Origin of the sequence: Cupriavidus basilensis, assembly GCF_008801925.2 — a bacterium.
GTDB classification, from domain to species: Bacteria; Pseudomonadota; Gammaproteobacteria; order Burkholderiales; family Burkholderiaceae; genus Cupriavidus; species Cupriavidus basilensis.
In genome coordinates this window covers 2,731,681-2,748,570 of record NZ_CP062803.1, presented here as the reverse complement: position 1 = coordinate 2,748,570, position 16,890 = coordinate 2,731,681, and the positions used below count along the sequence as shown (strand labels likewise).

Here is a 16,890-nt window from a genome sequence, read left to right as displayed (position 1 = left end):
TCGAGGCGATATGTATCAGATTGACAATTCGACCGCTGCAACTTCGCAGCCGGCGTCGACGACTGCTGGGACGGCCGGATTTTTCACCGACGGAAATCCAGCGACCGGAACGCCCGCTACGCTCGTGCCGGCGGAGTGGCTGAATGCCGTGATGATGGAGTTGGCAAACGTCGTGACTGCCGGTGGGCTCACGCTTAACAAGGCAGCCTTTAATCAGGTCCTGCTGGCGATCAGGGCGCTAGGCAGGCAGTCAGTCATCCTTGCAGATGCGGGCGCAGCCAATGCTTACGCGGCAGTCAATCCGACGCCTCTTGTCCCCGGCACGCTGGTGCATGGTGTACGCCAGTCGGTTCAAATCACGAATGCCAATACCGGCGCCTCAACCTATGCGCCGGATGGATTGGCCGCCAAGCCGGTCTACGGCCTGAATCTCACTGCTCTGCAGGGGGGCGAGCTTCCTGTAGCCGGCATCGCAAACTTGATCTATGTGGTCAACGCTGCGATCAACTCTGGCAACGGCGCATGGATCCTGCTCGAATGCACCGGTGGCGCGCTGCAGATCCCAGCCGCCACACAGAGCAACCATGCAGTGAGTCTTGTGGCGGGTGACGCGCGGTATGCGGCCATTGCCGGGCTCGCTAGCCAGTTGTTTGCGGTAGCGGGGCCAACTTCGACTCAGCATGCGGTCAACCTCGGGCAGTTTGCGGCGATCCTATCTGCGAACGGCTACGTGAAGATTCCGGTCATTGCGGCAGGCGTCAAGTACAACTTGATTCTGCAGTGGGGGCAGGTAAACGCTGTGCCAGCCGCTGGGGGCTCCAATGTCACCTTTCCCGTCGCATTTCCAAATGGTTTTCTCTCTGCTGTCGCATCGTTTGTAAACAGTGGTGGTGTTTCGACAGCGTCTGCGGGCGGATGGGGCATCCCGTCAACCACGGGGATGACCCTGTTTAACAACGGGAATGGCGCGGCTTCCGCGATTTCCTACATTGCTATTGGCTGGTAAGGCGCACCACCATGAAAACTTTCTACTCGAAAAGCACTGGCGGCCTCTATCCCGAGGATCTTCAGGATGCGTATGAGGCAGCTGGGACGTGGCCTGACGACCTGGTTGAAGTTCCGCCCGAGATATACGCAACACTCATGGAAGCGCAATCAGCGGGGAGGGTCATCATCGCTGATGCCGCCGGCAATCCAGTGGCAGTCGATCGCCCGGCACCGAGTGATGCAGATCTTGCGGTGACCGCACGCGCGCGTCGTGACGGGCTGCTCCGAGATAGTGATTGGACACAGCTCCCAGACGTCCCGGCAGCGACAAAGGAAAAATTCGTCGCGTATCGCCAGGCGCTTCGTGACGCGCCGGAGCAGACTGGATTTCCGCAGTCGATCGAATGGCCGCCGGCACCCGTCTGACTGATGATGCTTCCCCTGGCCGCCTTCGGGCGGCTTTTTCACGCCTGAGACAAAATGACCTATCCCAGCACTGCAGACGCGATAACCGGCTTTAAGAAAGATGCGGATCGCGCCAACATTTTCGGGAATGGCGACGCTAGTGCGACCTATGTCTCGGCATATGGCGTGATCGTCCCGTCGATTCAGAACCTAATCGGCCAGTGGAACTACACGATCAACGTCGCGGCGAATGGGATCCTCGCGCAGTCTACTGCGCAAGCAAATGCTGCGGCCGCATCGGCTTCTGCATCTGCGGGGAGTGCATCTGCATCGGCAGGGTCAGCGACTAGTGCTGCGTCCAGCCAGGGCGCTGCCGCTGGCAGTGCGGCGAGTGCCGCAGCTAGCGCAGCTGGTGCATTGATCAGCCAGAATGCCGCTGCAACTAGCGAGGCGAATGCCGCTTCGTCAGCGACAAACGTCTCCGCATTGCTCGCATCGTTCCGTGGTGTGTTCCTCGGCGCTTTTGCTAGCGACTCGGCGGCAGCTGCATTTGCCGCGGCAAACGGCATCACCTTGGTCTCCGGGGTGATGTATGAGAATACGACGGGGAACAAGTTCCGCATTTACAACGGTTCCGCGTGGGGTGACTACGACGCTTCGGCGCAGGCCTCTCAATCTGCGGCATCGTTGTCGGCGGCTAATGCCGCAGCCTCGGAATCAACGGCCACCGCCCAAGCCGCCATCGCCACGACGCAGGCGGGGAATGCCGCGACCAGTGCGGGGGCTGCGGCTGGGAGTGCTGCGAGCGCGGGCAATAGCTTGGCGGCCATCACGAACCGCTACTACGGAAACGCTACCAGCGATCCGACTAGTCGTCCCGATACCACGGCCATGCAGGTCGGTGATCGTTACTACAACACGACATCCAGTGTCGAGAAGGTCTACAACGGCTCGATCTGGACGATTCCTAATGTGGGCGCGGCGGATCTCGCAAGTTCGAATCCTGCAAAAGGGGCGTCCCTCGTCTATGCCAGCGATGGGGTAAGTGGGTCTCTGTGGACGACGGTCGCGGGATTCATTGCGAAGATTATATCGAGCGCAGGGTCGTCTGTAATTGGCTTCATTCAGTCTGGCGCGGGCGCTATCGCGCGCGCGGTGCAGGACAAGCTGCGGGATTCCGTCAACCTACGCGATTTTAGTGGGGTTGTAGGCGATGGCGTCAGTAGCGACGTGGTCGGACTGCAGTCGGCGCTGTCTGATGGGCGCGATGTCGAGATCAGTAGTGGCACTTATGTGTGGGACTCGACGATCACTGTGGGCGCCGGCAATCGCCGCATCGTACGAGGCAAGGGGAATGTGACTATCAATGTCCGCCTGCCAGCCAGCGCGAATATGATGAATGCATCCGCTGCGGTGTCGTTTGAAAATATCACATTCGACTACGGTAACGGCTACGTTAAGAACGGTCTCTCCTATGCAATAAATTGCGGGCACGTATCGTATAGGAATGTATATTTCAATAATCTTAAAGACACAAACAATACCTATGGGTCCGTGCTTGTAAACATTAATCCGCAGGGGAACACATTCGACTTGAGCGGTGTGTATTTTAATAATATCCAGAAGGTCGGTAATGGTATTATCACTGATGCCGCTGGAAGCCTGACTTGCATAAACATTGGCGGCACAGGTACCTTTGCCAAGGGTCAGATTAGCCGAGCCTATTTCTCCGAGGTTCACAACATCGATGGATCAGGCAACGTCATTTACGAGGATACGGCTTGCATATACGTAATAACTCCATCTGGAGACACAGATAACAATGTGAGTATTCGGGATGTTTATGGTTATAATTTTGGCAAGCGCCTGATTAAGATCCACGCATCGAACGTAGTGATTGACAATGTGGTTGGAGATTCTACAGCCGGTGATTCCACCGGCGTTGTTACCTTCAACAACGGGCAAGGCCTAGGGAATAAGACCGGTAACGTCGTTTCGAACGGGAAAGCGTACGGTAAAATGGAGGCCGCATTTTCGTCATCCGCCATTGGGACGAAGTGGAAGAACTTGATTGCCTACACTACGCCGGGCAATAAGTCAGGGATGTCCAATGCATCCTTCGGCCTGATCGTTTCGAACGACGATACCGAGGTTGATGGTCTCGAGAGCGGGTCAAACTACCTTCTCTCGATCGGCTCTTCTGCGCAAATCATCCACAACACCAGGATGAAGAACGTCAAACTGGTTATTAATAGTGGCGTTTCTAATGGTTTTGCGGACGGCGTAGGAAACCTTGGTATCGATGGGCTGTATGTCGATGGCCTGACTGTGTCTTTCGATTCCACTGGAACCGTAATTCCTGTATATATTGGACAATATCTGGATGGGTCAACAAAGGTTGCAAGAAACGTGAAGTTTAGTAACGTGCAAATTGCAACTGCCGGCCCAACTAACGCATATGGTTTAAACTTCATATATTGCCAGAATATATCTCTTTCAACCTATCGTTATCTTAATACCAGCGGAAATTCACACTTCCGTGTTGCTGTCTTTGATACGTGCGATACGGTGAATGTTGATGATGTAAAGGTCGAGGGAACGAACCAAGTCGGAGTGCACATAACAAACTGCACTGGCTATAACACAGCCAATAGGGTGCAAAATCCTGGCGCTACCGTTGCAGCGGTTTACAACAACAATTCATCGAATGTGTTTGCCAGTAATTGCGATCCCGCAAAAGTGTCTGGCAACTCCATAAACAATATCGGTCAATCTGTTAGATACACGGTTGGTACCACCGCGCAACGCCCAACGGTTGGCCTAGTGCCTGGCTGGTCTAAGCACTGGGATATTACGTTGAGCAAAACAGTCACATGGAACGGCGCGCAATGGAAGGACGAAACAGGGGCCACCGCTTGATACGCTGTATGGCGGATGGGGCGTTCTTACCCCCCTTGCAGCGGGTAGTATAGGCCGCGCCGGGGAGATAGCCTGCGAAATACTTCAGCTACTACAAAGCAGGCGGTGCTCAAATGAGGAAGCTGGTGCGTTTTGCCCGACATTCCGTGAACGTGGCCAAGGGGGTCGATCTGTTTGTCATCCCCGAAGTCAAGGTTGATCACGTTGTACTGGGGACGGTGTATGGCGGATGGCCTGTGATTCCTGAATTCACAAGCAAGGATTCCGTGGTCTACTCGTTCGGCGTAGGGGAGGATGCATCCTTCGATCTGGAGCTTATTCGGCGGTTCCAGTGCAAGGTTCATGCATTCGACCCCACGCCGAAGTCCATGCAGTGGGTGGCTGCTCAAGCGATGCCGCCGGAGTTCTTGTTTAGCCCAATCGGGATCGGTGCAGAGAACGGTGAGCTGCTTCTTTATCCGCCGGCAGACCCAAATCACGTCTCCTACACGGTGAAGAAGAACGACCAGTCGAAGGGAGTGCCCACGCGGGCTCAGGTATGCGACTTGCCGACTATCATGGAGCGGCTGGGTCACAGGGACATCGACATCCTCAAAATGGATGTTGAGGGTACCGAATATGACGTCATCAAGAAGTTTGCTCAGCAACCCATGCGGCCCAGCCAACTGATGATCGAGTTCCATCACGGCATGTATGGCTACCGGTCAGCGGAAACAAAGACAGCTCTCGCTGAGTTGAAGCGCATAGGCTATCAGATTTACTACGTGTCGCCAGGAAGGCATGAGTTCGCATTTGTACGCTTCCCGACAGCGGCACCATCGGTACTCAGTCGCGCAGCTTGATCTAGCGTAAATCAGCAGAAAAAAAGCCATCTGGAGATGGCTTTTTTTTATACGGGTGCGAGTTGCTACCGCCACAAAGAATTTCCCCCTAAACGAGGGAGTTGACCTACGTTAAAGGCCACACATATGATGCTGCCGGTCACTGAGTGTTCCGGCTGTCAGTAGCAGTTCACTCTTAAGGTGGCACGCCAGCGCGTCCGCACGTGCTGGCACCTATCCCAGAAAAGCCCGCTCTCACGCGGGCTTTTTTACGTCCGCGCGCGGGACTCGAATTCCCCCCCCACCCCTAGCATTTCCTTCATTCAAAGCCGGTTACCGAGCTGCCCGGATAGGCAGCAACCGAAGTAAAACCACAGCCCGCCGCACGCGGGCATTTTCATTTCCGGGGTCACAAATGTCCGAACCAATCAGCGGCGGTGCCGCAGCCGGCGCGGCGGGCGCCGCTGCCTTCAAAGCCTTCGGCGGGCCGGCGGTGGTTGCCGCCGGCGCATCCGGCCTGGCCGCCCTCGTAGTGATGATGATGATGACTCCACGAAGCCCAAGAGAGTGGGCGGTAGGGCTGATCTCTACCGTCGTTTCCAGCGTCGCCGGCGGCGCGGCCGTCGTGCAGAAGTTTGGGCTGCAGGCCTGGACGCACGACTACATCGGCCTGGTGGCGCTGTTCGGCGTTGTATTCGCTTGCGGCCTGCCGGGCTGGGCTATCGTGCGCTGGCTGTTCAACTTCATCGAGCGCCGGCGCGACAAGGACCTGGCCGAGGTGGCGGGGGAAGTGCGCGACGCGGTGACGGGGGGAAATCATGGCTGATGCACTGGTTACCGCTGCGCAGTTGCGCGCCATCATGCCGCTGGCCGGCGCGCGCGCCGACGCGTTCGCTGCGCCGCTGGCCGCCGCGATGCTGCGGTTCGAGGTCAACACGTCCACGCGCGCGGCTGCGTTCCTCGCCCAGGTTGCGCACGAGTCCGGGCAGTTGCGCCTGCTGTGCGAGATCTGGGGACCGACGCCTGCGCAACGCCGGTACGAGGGCAGGGCGGACCTGGGTAACGTCGAGCCCGGCGACGGCAAGCGGTTCATGGGGCGCGGCCTGATCCAGGTCACCGGGCGGAAGAACTACCTGCTGTGCGGCTTCGGTCTGCACCTGGACCTGCTGACGCAGCCTGAGCTGCTCGAGCTGCCCGTGCACGCGGCGGCGTCTGCCGGCTGGTACTGGCACACGCACAACCTGAACCGCTTTGCCGATGCGGGCGACTTCGTGGGGCTGACGCGGGCCATCAACGGTGGGATCAACGGTATCGCCGAGCGGCGGGCGTTCTGGGCGAAGGCCAAAACAGTACTGGAGGTTGCATGAGCGCGCTATCGAAGGTCTTGCAGGACTCGCCCGGCAATGGGCTTTCCTTCTGGTGCCCGGGCTGCCGCACTTCCCACACGATTCAGCATGGCGCCGGGCCTGGCCCACGTTGGGCCTGGAACGGCGATGTCGAGCGCCCGACCTTCACGCCGTCGGTGCTGGTGCGAACCGGTCATCACGTCCAGGGCTACGACGGCGGCGGGTGCTGGTGCGACTTCAACGCCGAACTAAAGGCCAAGGGCGAGGAGCCGTGCGACTTCAATTGCGAGGTGTGCCACAGCTTCGTGTCGGACGGGCAGATCCAGTACCTGGGCGACTGCACGCATGCGCTGGCCGGCCAGACGGTGCCGCTGGCCGAGTTTCCGGAGGGATGGGGCTGTTGACGCCGGCGGCTAACCTCTGATCCACCCCGCACCACTACCAGCCCCGCCGCGCGCGGGGCTTTTGCTTTTCTGAGGCCCCTATGGCTGTCACCGATACCCACGAAGAGAAAGAGACGCTCGCCGTCGATGTCCTGCTCCCCGGGCATGAGGCGCGCACCACCACGCCCCTGTTCCTGCATTCCAAGAAGGCGCTGATCGAGCGCGAGGGCGGGCGCTGCTTCATCTGCGGCGAGACGGCAGAAGAGAGCGGCCATCCGCTCGAGGCCCACCACCATCCTATCGAGCGCTCGCTGGCCAACATGATCGACTGGGCCAGCGTGGCCGAATTTGCGCGCGCCGGCGCGCTGGGGCCACATGCCGCCGCGTTCGACTGGGACGCCTTCGACCCGGCCGACCCGTACGCCTTCGTGGACGACATGACGGTCAACGGCCTGCTGCTCTGCAAGGCCCACCACACCGGCAAGGACGAGGGCATCCACGACATGCCGTTCCCGCTCTGGATCGCCCAGAAGTACGCCCGGGAGGGCTATCAATTCACACCCACGGAGGTGATCCACCATGCTGATTCTTGACGTTATCGGGGCGGCCATCAAAGCCGTCTTCGCCACGCCCGAAAGGATCTTCTTTGCCGCGGTGCTGGTCGTTCTGGCGCTGGCCGGCGGGTCGGTCTGGGTCTATCGGCACGAGCGAGACACGGCGCGCGCTGAGCTGGCGCAGGCCCAGTCCGACCTGATCAAGGCCAAGGGCGACAACCAGGTGCTCGCGGGTTCACTGAAGACCCAGAACGACGCGGTGGCCGCGCTTGATGCGCAGGCCAAGTTGCGGCAGTACGAGGCGGCCAAGGCGGACGCAGCGGCCCAGGCCGTCCAGTCCAAGTACACGCTGCTGGCCGGCAAGATCCAGGCGCAGGTGCCGGGCTCGGACCAGTGCACGTCGCTGCATGGGCTGCGCCAAACCTTTGTGAAGGAGCGCCCATGATCCGCGCGCTGATGGTGTGCCTGGTGCTGGCCGGCTGTGCCGCCACGCCGCAGATGATCGAGAAGCCGGTGGAGGTGAGGGTGCCGGTGGCTGTGCCATGCAAGGCGCCTGAGATCCCGGAGCCTGATTGGCCGCTGGCGAAGGTGCCGGCGACGGCCAGTGACTTCGAATTCTTCCGCGCCGCGCTAGCCGAGCTCGCGCTCCGCGCCGGCCACGAGATTCGCCTAAAGGCAGCGGTCGCCGCGTGCCAGTAGGCTACGACTCGCTGGCGACTGCCTCCGCCCGGTAGGCTGACCAGTAGCAGTGCGAGTGCTTGCCGCGCCGCGCGACCTTGCGCTCGATGTAGAGGCGGACGCGCCCCGCCGGCCCGGCGTCTATCACCACCTGGTGCTCAGCGATGCCATCCCGGGTGGGCTCCGGGAGACCGGCGAGAGCGCTTGCGATGTAGTCGCCCCGGACTGTCGGCAGGATACCGTTCCTGGCCTCGCGCTGCGCCTGGCCGGCGGCGGTTGACGGAATCTGGCAGCCGAAGGCGGATTTGCTGTTGCCCATAGTGGTCTCGAGTGACACTGTACAAATATACAGTGTAGCGTACCGTTGGTAGCAAACTAGGGAGGCTGTAGCATTATGGGTGCGCCCCGTTTCGATCTGCAGTGCTACCAGAATTGCTACCGGGCTTCGATAGTTACCCGGACAGCCTTATAAAATAAGGCGCAGTAATTTTCTTCCGTCCAATTTATAATCGGACGCTTGGACATAGGAGCACGCATGTTGAAGGTGGAGCCGATTCCCGCATTCCAGGATAACTATATCTGGGCAATCCACGACGGTCACTGCGCCGCCGTGGTCGACCCGGGTGAAGCCGCGCCGGTCGAAACCTTCCTGGCACGCGAGGGGCTGACGCTGGGCGCTATTGTAATCACCCATCACCACGGCGATCACCAGGGCGGGGTGGCCGGGCTGCTGGCGGCGCATCCCACCGCGCCGGATGGCGCCCCGTTGCCGGTCATCGGCCCGGCCGGCGAGCGCATCGGCGCCCGTACCGTGGCGGTGCGCGAGGGCGACACCGTGGAGGTGGCGCACCCGTCACTGCAGCTCAAGGTGCTCGACGTGCCGGGCCATACCGCCGGTCATGTCGCGTACGTGGCGGACCTGCCGGGCGCGGGGCCGTCGGTCTTTTGCGGCGATACGCTGTTTGCCAGCGGCTGCGGCCGCCTGTTCGAGGGCTCGCCGGCGCAGATGTTGTCTTCGCTGGACAAGCTGGCGGCGCTGCCCGGCGCCACCCGGGTGTACTGCGCCCACGAGTACACCCGCAGCAATGTGCGGTTCGCCCGCGCGGTGGAGCCGCATAATGCCGAGCTGGCAGCCTGGGAAGCACGCGTGGATGCATTGCGCGCGGCCGGCACACCGACCGTGCCGACCACCATCGCGCAGGAGCGCGAGGTCAATCCCTTCCTGCGCTCGCGCGTGCCCGCGGTGCGCGAGGCGGTGGCGGCACACGCTGGCGGGGTGGCCGGCAATGACGCGGCGGCCTTTGGCGCGCTGCGCGGCTGGAAAGATAATTTCCGCTGATTCCCGTTTGCCGTTACGTCCGTCCCTGTGGCCGCAAGCCTTGGGCGCGCTTGGCCGGGTCGGCGTTTTTCACGTACCCGATACGTCCCTGCTGGCCTCGGCCCCGTGCCGCGGCAGGGAGAATTTCATTGACGCGAAAGCCGCTTTTTCTTAGCATCAGGCAAATTTTTAGCGTCACGATTTGAGAACTTAATGAAAATTGGTCGATTACTGGCGGTAGTTGCGTGTGCCGCGCTGCTTGCAGCGTGTGCCAGCACGCCCCCTCCGCCCGAGGGCGCCGATGGCGCCACAGCGACCGCCTCCGCTTCCAGGCCTGCGATTTCCAAGCCCGATCCGCTCAATTCGATCAACAGCGCAGGCGTCATCAACGTGGACCGCGACAGCCTGGACTGGCTGCGCGGGCCGTCGAGCGACATCTGGGACCGCATCCGCCGCGGCTTCGGCATGCCGGACCTGGAAGGCACGCTGGTTGACGATCGCACGCAGTGGTACGCGCAGCGGCCGGAATACATGGAACGGATGGTGGGGCGCTCGAGCCGCTACCTGTACCACATTGTCGAGGAGCTGGAGCGCCGCAAAATGCCCACGGAGCTGGCGCTGCTGCCGTTCGTGGAGAGCGCGTTCAACCCGCAGGCTGAGTCCACCGCCAAGGCGGCCGGCATGTGGCAGTTCATTCCCAGCACCGGCAAGAGCTACAACCTGAAGCAGAACATGTTCCGCGACGAGCGGCGGGATGTGCTGGCCTCGACCGACGCGGCGCTGGACTACCTGCAGCGGCTGTACGACATGTTCGGCGACTGGCAACTGGCGCTGGCGGCGTACAACTGGGGCGAGGGCGCGGTGTCGCGCGCCATCGCGCGCAACCAGGCGCGCGGGCTGCCGACCGACTACGCCAGCCTGAACATGCCTAACGAGACGCGCTATTACGTGCCGAAGCTGCAGGCGGTCAAGAACATCATTGCCAATCCCCAGATGTATGGGGTGAAGCTGCCGGATATTCCGGATCACCCGTACTTTGTCACGGTGACCACCTCGCGCGACATCGACGTCAAGCTGGCGGCCAAGCTCGCCAACCTGCCGCTCGATGAGTTCAAGGCGCTCAATCCGTCCTTCAACCGGCCGGTGATCCTGGGCGCGGCAAATCCGCAGATCCTGCTGCCCTTCGATAACGCCGAGCGCTTCCAGTACAACCTGAACACCTACCGTGGCGGCCTGTCGAGCTGGACGGCCGTGACGGTGGATAACCGTGAACGCATCGAGGCGCTGGCGGCACGGCTGAATATCGACGCGGACACGATTCGCGAGATCAACCGCATTCCCAAGGGCATGCGGCTGAAGGCCGGCTCCACGGTGGTGGTGCCGCGCTCCGAGGATCACAACCAGGACATCAGCGCCACGCTGGCCGAAAGCGCCACGATGGCCATGGAGCCAGATGTGCCCGACGCGCGCCGCGTGGTGGTGCGGGCCGGGCGGCGCGATACGGTGGCAACGCTTGCGCATCGCTATGGTGTGTCGGCTGGCCAGGTGCAGTCCTGGAACAAGCTCTCCGGCACCAAGCTGGTGGCGGGGCAGAGCCTGGTGCTGATGGTGCCGGCGCGCTCGGCGGCTCGCTTTGCCAGCGCGCCCGACCCGGCGCCCACCGCTTCCGCGCTGGTTCCCGTTCGGGCCGAGCCGGTGCGGGGATCGGCCAAGGGGCATGCCGCGCCGCGCCAGCGCGTGACGGTCGAGGCCGCCCCGCGCAAGGGCGCCGCGGCCACGGCAAGGTCATCTGCCAAGCCGGTGCCGACCGTGTCGGCAGCCAAGGCCAGCGCCAAGCCGGCCAGTGCCAAGGCGGCCAGCAAATCGGCGGCGGGGCCGGCGAAGACCAAGGCGCACGCGCGCTGAAGCGGTAGCGGGTTTGAGCCAGATCAAGGGCGTGCCAATGGCACGCCCTTTTGCCTGGTGCGGCACATCGCGGGTAAGCCTTGCGTAAGGCGGCATGCGCAGACTGCGGGAACCGGTGGCCCGGATCGGCCACGGCATGCCAGGCGCCATGCCGCCCAGGTGGTGGCAAACTAGCGCAAGCAAATCAAAAAACCAACATACCAACAAACCAACAACCCGCATCCAAGCGGAGGAGACAAGCCATGACGGCTACCCGTGCCTTGCATGCCCGCTCGCTGAGCGACCCTGAAGGCTTCTGGGCTGAACAGGCTCGCCGCATCGACTGGGAAACCCCCTTCGACACCGTGCTGGACGACAGCCGCCCGCCATTCACACGGTGGTTCGTCGGTGGCCGCACCAATCTTTGCCATAACGCCGTCGATCGTCATCTGGCCGAGCGCGCGGACCAGGCCGCGCTGATCTACGTATCGACTGAAACCGGCCAGCACCGCACCTACAGCTACGCCGAATTGCATGACGAGGTCAACCGCATGGCGGCGATCCTGCAGCAGCTGGGTGTGGTAAAGGGCGACCGCGTGCTGATCTACATGCCGATGATTCCCGAGGCCACGTTTGCCATGCTGGCCTGCGTACGCATTGGTGCCATTCATTCCGTCGTGTTCGGCGGCTTTGCCTCGGTGAGCCTGGCCGCGCGCATCGACGATGCGCGCCCGCGCGTGATCGTCAGCGCGGATGCCGGCTCGCGCGCCGGCAAGGTGGTGCCCTACAAGCCATTGCTGGACGAGGCGGTGAAACTGGCCACGCACAAGCCGGAGCGCGTGCTGCTGGTGGATCGCCAGCTTTCTCCGATGACGCTCACGCCTGGCCGCGATGAAGACTATGGCGCCTGGCGCGAGCGCGTTGGCGCGGCGCGCGTGCCGTGCGTGTGGCTCGAATCGTACGAACCGTCCTACGTGCTCTACACGTCCGGCACCACGGGCAAGCCCAAGGGCGTGCAGCGCGATACGGGCGGCTACGCGGTCGCGCTGGCGGCCTCGATGGAGTACATCTTCTGCGGCAAGGCGGGCGACACCATGTTCTCGAGCTCCGATATCGGCTGGGTGGTGGGGCACAGCTATATTGTCTACGGCCCGCTGCTGGCGGGCATGGCCACGGTCATGTACGAAGGCACGCCGATCCGCCCGGACGGCGGCATCCTGTGGCAACTGGTGGAGCAGTACCGCGTGAACATCATGTTCAGCGCGCCCACCGCCATTCGCGTGCTGAAGAAGCAGGACCCGGCCTGGCTCACGCGTTACGACCTGTCCAGCCTGCGCCTGCTGTTCCTGGCCGGCGAGCCGTTGGATGAGCCCACCGCGAGCTGGATCCAGCAGGGCATCGGCAAGCCGGTGGTGGACAACTACTGGCAGACCGAGACGGGCTGGCCGATCATCGCCATCCAGCGCGGCCTTGACCCGCTGCCGGCCAAGCTCGGCTCGCCGGGCGTGCCGGTGTACGGCTACGACCTGAAGATCGTCGACGAGGCCACCGGGGCCGAATGCCCGCCGGGGCAAAAGGGCGTGGTTGCCATCGACGGGCCGCTGCCGCCGGGCTGCATGACCACGGTGTGGGGCGACGACGAACGCTTCGTCAAGACGTATTGGTCCGGCGTGCCGGGACGGCGCTGCTATTCCACGTTCGACTGGGGTGTGCAGGACGAGGATGGTTATATCTTTATCCTCGGCCGTACCGACGATGTGATCAATGTGGCGGGCCACCGCCTCGGCACGCGCGAGATCGAGGAGAGCATTTCGTCGCACCCGGCAGTGGCCGAGGTAGCGGTGGTGGGCGTGCACGATGCGCTCAAGGGCCAGGTGGCGATGGCCTTTGTGATCGTGCGCGACGCGGGCCGTACCGCCACCCAGGCGGACCGGCTGGTGCTGGAAGGCGACGTGATGAAGACGGTGGACCAGCAACTGGGGGCGGTGGCGCGCCCGGCACGCGTGTTTTTTGTCAATGCGCTGCCCAAGACGCGTTCCGGCAAGCTGCTGCGCCGCGCCATGCAAGCGGTGGCGGAAGGGCGTGACCCGGGCGACCTGACCACGATTGAGGATCCCACCGCACTCGCGCAGTTGCAGGCGGCGATGCAAGGCTGAAGGCTGAAGCGCCCGCTTTTCGGCGGGCGCTGCACCGCGCAAAAGATTGTCCTTGCCAGGGGAACGCATGCCGACTAATATTTTAAGTATCAAATATTTAAGCATGATCTAGATGCGCTCCCGCGCATCGCATGTGCCGCACGGCGCTCCTGGAACTCAGAATCCCAGGGGCCAGGCCGGCACGCAGGAGACGAAAAAATGCGAGTGCTCTGTATCGGCGGTGGCCCCTCGGGCCTGTACTTCGGCTTGCTGATGAAGCTGCGGGACCCATCCAACGAGGTCTACGTGGTGGAGCGCAACCGGCCCTATGACACCTTTGGCTGGGGCGTGGTGTTCTCCGATGCCACCATGGACAACCTCAAGCAAGCCGACCCTGTCAGCGCGGAGCAAATCAACGCGGCGTTCAACCACTGGGACGATATCGATATCCATATCGGCGGGCGCACCCTGCGCTCCGGCGGGCATGGATTTATCGGCATCGGTCGCAAGCGCTTGCTCAATATCCTGCAGGCGCGTTGCGAGGCGCTCGGCGTGCACCTGGTATTCGAGACCGACGTGACGGACGACCAGGAACTGGCGCAGCAATACCAGGCCGACATCGTGATTGCCGCCGATGGCATCAACAGCCGCGTGCGCGCTCGCTATGCCGAGACCTTTCAGCCCGATATCGATACCCGCCTGTGCCGCTTTGTCTGGCTCGGCACGCGCAAGCTGTTCGACGCCTTCACCTTCGCCTTCGAGAAAACCGAGCACGGCTGGTTCCAGGCCCATGCCTACCGCTTCGACGACAACACGTCGACGTTTATTGTCGAGGCGCCCGAAGACGTGTGGCGTGCCGCCGGCATCGAGCAGATGAGCCAGGAGGAGGGGGTGGCTTATTGCGAACGGCTGTTCGCCCGCTACCTCAATGGCAATGCGCTGATCAGCAACGCCACGCACCTGCGCGGCTCTGCCAACTGGATTCGTTTCCCCCGCGTGATCTGCGGCACCTGGGTGCGCTGGAACACGCTGGCCGATGGCCGCCGCGTGCCGGTGGTGCTGATGGGGGATGCCGCGCATACCGCGCATTTCTCGATCGGCTCCGGCACCAAGCTGGCGCTGGAAGACGCCATCGACCTGGCCAACAATATCCGCGACGCCGGCGCGGGCGGCGCCGACGTGCTGCCGCAGGCGCTGGAGCGCTACCAGGCCACCCGCAGCGTAGAAGTGCTCAAGATCCAGAATGCCGCGCGCAACTCCACCGAGTGGTTCGAGAATGTCGAGCGCTACGCGGGCTTGGCGCCGGAGCAGTTCGCCTATTCGCTGCTGACGCGCTCGCAGCGCATCTCGCACGAGAACCTGCGTGTGCGAGACCCCGGTTACGTCGAGGGTTTCGAGCGCTGGCTGGCGGGGCAGGCGGCTGCCAACGTCGCCAATGCCACCAGCACCGGACAGGCGGCCGAGGCTCGCGCCGTGCCGCCGATGTTCACGCCGTACCGCGTGCGCAATGTCACCTTGAAGAACCGCGTGGTGGTGTCGCCGATGGCCATGTACTCCTGCGAGGACGGCGTGCCGGGCGACTTCCACCTGACGCACCTGGGCGCGCGCGCGCTTGGCGGCGCGGGCATGGTGGTGGCGGAAATGACCTGCACCTCGCCGGATGCGCGCATCACCCCGGGCTGCCCGGGTTTGTGGAACGATGAGCAGCGCGATGCCTGGCGCCGCATTGTCGATTTCGTGCACGCCAACAGCGACGCGCGCATCGCCATGCAGATCGGCCACGCCGGGCGCAAGGGCTCCACGCAACTCGGCTGGGAGCAGATGGACTATCCGCTCGCCGAGGGCAACTGGCCGCTGCTGTCGGCCTCGCCGCTGCCGTATATGCCGGGCATCTCGCAAGTGCCGCGCGAGATGAGCCGCGCCGATATGGATGCCGTGCGCGACGATTTCGTGGCCAGTGCGCGGCGCGCTGCCGAGGCCGGGTTCGACTGGCTGGAGTTGCACTGCGCCCACGGCTACCTGCTCTCCAGCTTCATCTCGCCGCTGACCAACCAGCGCAGCGACGAATACGGCGGCTCGCTGCAAGCGCGGCTGCGCTACCCGCTGGAAGTCTTTGCCGCCGTGCGTGCCGTATGGCCGCAGGAGCGCCCGATGTCCGTGCGGATCTCGGCCCACGACTGGGTCGAAGGCGGCATCACACCCGACGACGCGATCGAGATTGCGCGCGCCTTCAAGGCCGCGGGCGCCGACATGATCGACTGCTCGTCCGGGCAGGTGAGCCCCGACCAGGCACCGGTGTACGGCCGCATGTACCAGACGCCGTTTGCGGATCGCATCCGCAACGAAGCCGGCATCGCCACCATCGCTGTGGGCGCGATCTTCGAGGCGGATCATGTCGACAGCATCATCGCCGCGGGCCGTGCGGACCTGTGCGCGATTGCCCGTCCGCACCTGGCCGATCCCGCGTGGACCCTTCACGAGGCGGCGCGGCTAGGGCATCGCGACCTGGCCTGGCCCAAGCAATACCAGGCCGGCAAGCGCCAGCTCGAGACCAATCTGGAACGCGCGGCGCAACAAGCCAGACAAGCCCGCCAGCCGGAGGATCACTGAGCATGAACGCGCATCTTTCCCTGCAAGGCCGGCACGCGCTGGTTACGGGCGGCGGGCGCGGCATTGGTGCTGCCATTGCGCGCCGCCTGCTCTGGCACGGCGCTAGCGTCACTTTGCTGGGCCGCGACGCGGCTACGCTGGCGGCCACCGCCGATACGCTGGCCGAGACTGTCGTGTCGCCCGCCATGCTCTGCACTGTGGCGGCGGATATCTCGCAGGCCGACAGTGTGGCAGCGGCCTTTGCCGACGCTGCCGGCAAGGCAGGGCCCATCGACCTGCTGATCAACAATGCCGGCCAGGCACGCAGCGCGCCGTTCGGCAAGACCGATCTTGCGCTATGGCAATCGATGCTCGAGGTCAACCTCACTGGCACCTTTCTCTGCACGCAGGCTGCGCTGCCGCACATGCTCGCCAATGGCTGGGGCCGCATCATCAATGTGGCCAGCACGGCCGGGCTGGTTGGCTATGGCTATGTGAGCGCCTATTGCGCGGCCAAGCACGGCGTGATCGGCCTGACCCGCGCGCTGGCGCTGGAAACGGCGAGCAGTGGTGTCACCGTCAACGCGGTCTGCCCTGGCTATACGGAAACCGATATCGTGCGCGACGCGGTCGCCAACATCGTGCGCAAGACCGGCCGTACCGAGGCGCAGGCCCGCGCCGAACTGGCCAAAGGCAATCCGCAGGGGCGGCTGGTGCAACCCGACGAAGTCGCGGATGCCGTGGCGTGGCTGTGCCAGCCATCGGCCAGCGCCATTACCGGACAGTCGATCGCCGTGGCCGGCGGCGAAGTCATGGCGGGGTGATCGCCAACGCATGCAAGCCGACCAGAATCAGAACTAACATCAGAACG

General features: G+C 63.0%; 16 protein-coding genes. 15 read left to right on the top strand and 1 reads right to left on the bottom strand.

Annotated elements, in window-relative coordinates; genetic code table 11:
• Window positions 1–10: 10 nt before the first annotated feature.
• From F7R26_RS12420 to F7R26_RS12375, 10 genes are all read left to right on the top strand, one after another.
• Window positions 11–1,006, top strand: coding sequence for a gp53-like domain-containing protein (locus F7R26_RS12420; RefSeq protein WP_150983293.1), 996 nt, complete (start codon window positions 11–13; stop codon window positions 1,004–1,006).
• An 11-nt stretch (window positions 1,007–1,017) separates the two neighbouring features.
• A complete protein-coding gene (locus F7R26_RS12415; RefSeq protein ID WP_150983294.1) occupies window positions 1,018–1,413 on the top strand; it encodes a tail fiber assembly protein in 396 nt (131 codons plus the stop codon).
• Window positions 1,414–1,467: 54 nt separating this feature from the next.
• Window positions 1,468–4,311 (top strand): hypothetical protein, encoded by a 2,844-nt coding sequence (locus F7R26_RS12410; protein ID WP_150983295.1) that lies wholly within the window; start codon window positions 1,468–1,470, stop codon window positions 4,309–4,311.
• A 113-nt stretch (window positions 4,312–4,424) separates the two neighbouring features.
• On the top strand, window positions 4,425–5,153 hold the full coding sequence (locus F7R26_RS12405; RefSeq protein WP_150983296.1) for an FkbM family methyltransferase: 729 nt from the start codon (window positions 4,425–4,427) through the stop codon (window positions 5,151–5,153).
• A 394-nt stretch (window positions 5,154–5,547) separates the two neighbouring features.
• Window positions 5,548–5,958 (top strand): hypothetical protein, encoded by a 411-nt coding sequence (locus F7R26_RS12400; protein WP_170301722.1) that lies wholly within the window; start codon window positions 5,548–5,550, stop codon window positions 5,956–5,958.
• Window positions 5,951–6,499, top strand: a complete 549-nt coding sequence (locus tag F7R26_RS12395) for a glycoside hydrolase family 19 protein (RefSeq protein WP_150983297.1) — start codon at window positions 5,951–5,953, stop codon at window positions 6,497–6,499. The genes F7R26_RS12400 and F7R26_RS12395 overlap by 8 nt, the downstream gene beginning before the upstream one ends.
• The gene (locus F7R26_RS12390) at window positions 6,496–6,882 is read left to right on the top strand and encodes a ubiquitination-like system serine protease family protein (protein WP_150983298.1); all 387 of its coding nucleotides are present in this window, start codon (window positions 6,496–6,498) and stop codon (window positions 6,880–6,882) included. The genes F7R26_RS12395 and F7R26_RS12390 overlap by 4 nt, the downstream gene beginning before the upstream one ends.
• Before the next feature lie 80 nt (window positions 6,883–6,962).
• Entirely contained in the window at window positions 6,963–7,454 is a 492-nt protein-coding gene (locus F7R26_RS12385) for a hypothetical protein (protein ID WP_150983299.1), read from the top strand.
• Window positions 7,441–7,860, top strand: a complete 420-nt coding sequence (locus F7R26_RS12380; RefSeq protein WP_150983300.1) for a hypothetical protein — start codon at window positions 7,441–7,443, stop codon at window positions 7,858–7,860. Before F7R26_RS12385 ends, F7R26_RS12380 begins: the two co-directional genes overlap by 14 nt.
• Window positions 7,857–8,114 carry a hypothetical protein gene (locus F7R26_RS12375; protein WP_150983301.1) on the top strand — a complete coding sequence of 86 codons (258 nt, stop codon included), beginning with the start codon at window positions 7,857–7,859 and terminating at the stop codon, window positions 8,112–8,114. The genes F7R26_RS12380 and F7R26_RS12375 overlap by 4 nt, the downstream gene beginning before the upstream one ends.
• Window position 8,115: 1 nt before the next feature.
• Here the strand turns inward: F7R26_RS12375 and F7R26_RS12370 are convergent, their stop codons facing one another.
• Complete coding sequence (locus F7R26_RS12370) at window positions 8,116–8,412, bottom strand: hypothetical protein (protein ID WP_150983302.1); 297 nt, start codon at window positions 8,410–8,412, stop codon at window positions 8,116–8,118.
• Between the two features lie 216 nt (window positions 8,413–8,628).
• Here F7R26_RS12370 and gloB point away from each other — a divergent pair, with 216 nt between their 5' ends.
• From gloB to F7R26_RS12345, 5 genes are all read left to right on the top strand, one after another.
• The gene (gene gloB / locus F7R26_RS12365) at window positions 8,629–9,432 is read left to right on the top strand and encodes a hydroxyacylglutathione hydrolase (protein WP_150983303.1); all 804 of its coding nucleotides are present in this window, start codon (window positions 8,629–8,631) and stop codon (window positions 9,430–9,432) included.
• Window positions 9,433–9,624: 192 nt separating this feature from the next.
• Window positions 9,625–11,316 (top strand): transglycosylase SLT domain-containing protein, encoded by a 1,692-nt coding sequence (locus tag F7R26_RS12360; protein WP_150983304.1) that lies wholly within the window; start codon window positions 9,625–9,627, stop codon window positions 11,314–11,316.
• A 197-nt stretch (window positions 11,317–11,513) separates the two neighbouring features.
• Window positions 11,514–13,451 (top strand): propionate--CoA ligase, encoded by a 1,938-nt coding sequence (locus tag F7R26_RS12355; RefSeq protein ID WP_150983360.1) that lies wholly within the window; start codon window positions 11,514–11,516, stop codon window positions 13,449–13,451.
• 198 nt (window positions 13,452–13,649) lie between these two features.
• A complete protein-coding gene (locus tag F7R26_RS12350; protein ID WP_150983305.1) occupies window positions 13,650–16,040 on the top strand; it encodes a bifunctional salicylyl-CoA 5-hydroxylase/oxidoreductase in 2,391 nt (796 codons plus the stop codon).
• 2 nt (window positions 16,041–16,042) lie between these two features.
• Window positions 16,043–16,843, top strand: coding sequence for an SDR family NAD(P)-dependent oxidoreductase (locus F7R26_RS12345; RefSeq protein ID WP_150983306.1), 801 nt, complete (start codon window positions 16,043–16,045; stop codon window positions 16,841–16,843).
• The last annotated feature ends 47 nt before the right edge of the window (window positions 16,844–16,890 follow it).

Bases quoted from the DNA above. Each gene is read 5' to 3' on its own strand.
- F7R26_RS12420 (WP_150983293.1), top strand. From the start codon at position 11: ATGTATCAGATTGACAATTCGACCGCTGCAACTTCGCAGCCGGCGTCG.
- F7R26_RS12415 (WP_150983294.1), top strand. From the start codon at position 1,018: ATGAAAACTTTCTACTCGAAAAGCACTGGCGGCCTCTATCCCGAGGAT.
- F7R26_RS12410 (WP_150983295.1), top strand. From the start codon at position 1,468: ATGACCTATCCCAGCACTGCAGACGCGATAACCGGCTTTAAGAAAGAT.
- F7R26_RS12405 (WP_150983296.1), top strand. From the start codon at position 4,425: ATGAGGAAGCTGGTGCGTTTTGCCCGACATTCCGTGAACGTGGCCAAG.
- F7R26_RS12400 (WP_170301722.1), top strand. From the start codon at position 5,548: ATGTCCGAACCAATCAGCGGCGGTGCCGCAGCCGGCGCGGCGGGCGCC.
- F7R26_RS12395 (WP_150983297.1), top strand. From the start codon at position 5,951: ATGGCTGATGCACTGGTTACCGCTGCGCAGTTGCGCGCCATCATGCCG.
- F7R26_RS12390 (WP_150983298.1), top strand. From the start codon at position 6,496: ATGAGCGCGCTATCGAAGGTCTTGCAGGACTCGCCCGGCAATGGGCTT.
- F7R26_RS12385 (WP_150983299.1), top strand. From the start codon at position 6,963: ATGGCTGTCACCGATACCCACGAAGAGAAAGAGACGCTCGCCGTCGAT.
- F7R26_RS12380 (WP_150983300.1), top strand. From the start codon at position 7,441: ATGCTGATTCTTGACGTTATCGGGGCGGCCATCAAAGCCGTCTTCGCC.
- F7R26_RS12375 (WP_150983301.1), top strand. From the start codon at position 7,857: ATGATCCGCGCGCTGATGGTGTGCCTGGTGCTGGCCGGCTGTGCCGCC.
- F7R26_RS12370 (WP_150983302.1), bottom strand. From the start codon at position 8,412: ATGGGCAACAGCAAATCCGCCTTCGGCTGCCAGATTCCGTCAACCGCC.
- gloB (WP_150983303.1), top strand. From the start codon at position 8,629: ATGTTGAAGGTGGAGCCGATTCCCGCATTCCAGGATAACTATATCTGG.
- F7R26_RS12360 (WP_150983304.1), top strand. From the start codon at position 9,625: ATGAAAATTGGTCGATTACTGGCGGTAGTTGCGTGTGCCGCGCTGCTT.
- F7R26_RS12350 (WP_150983305.1), top strand. From the start codon at position 13,650: ATGCGAGTGCTCTGTATCGGCGGTGGCCCCTCGGGCCTGTACTTCGGC.
- F7R26_RS12345 (WP_150983306.1), top strand. From the start codon at position 16,043: ATGAACGCGCATCTTTCCCTGCAAGGCCGGCACGCGCTGGTTACGGGC.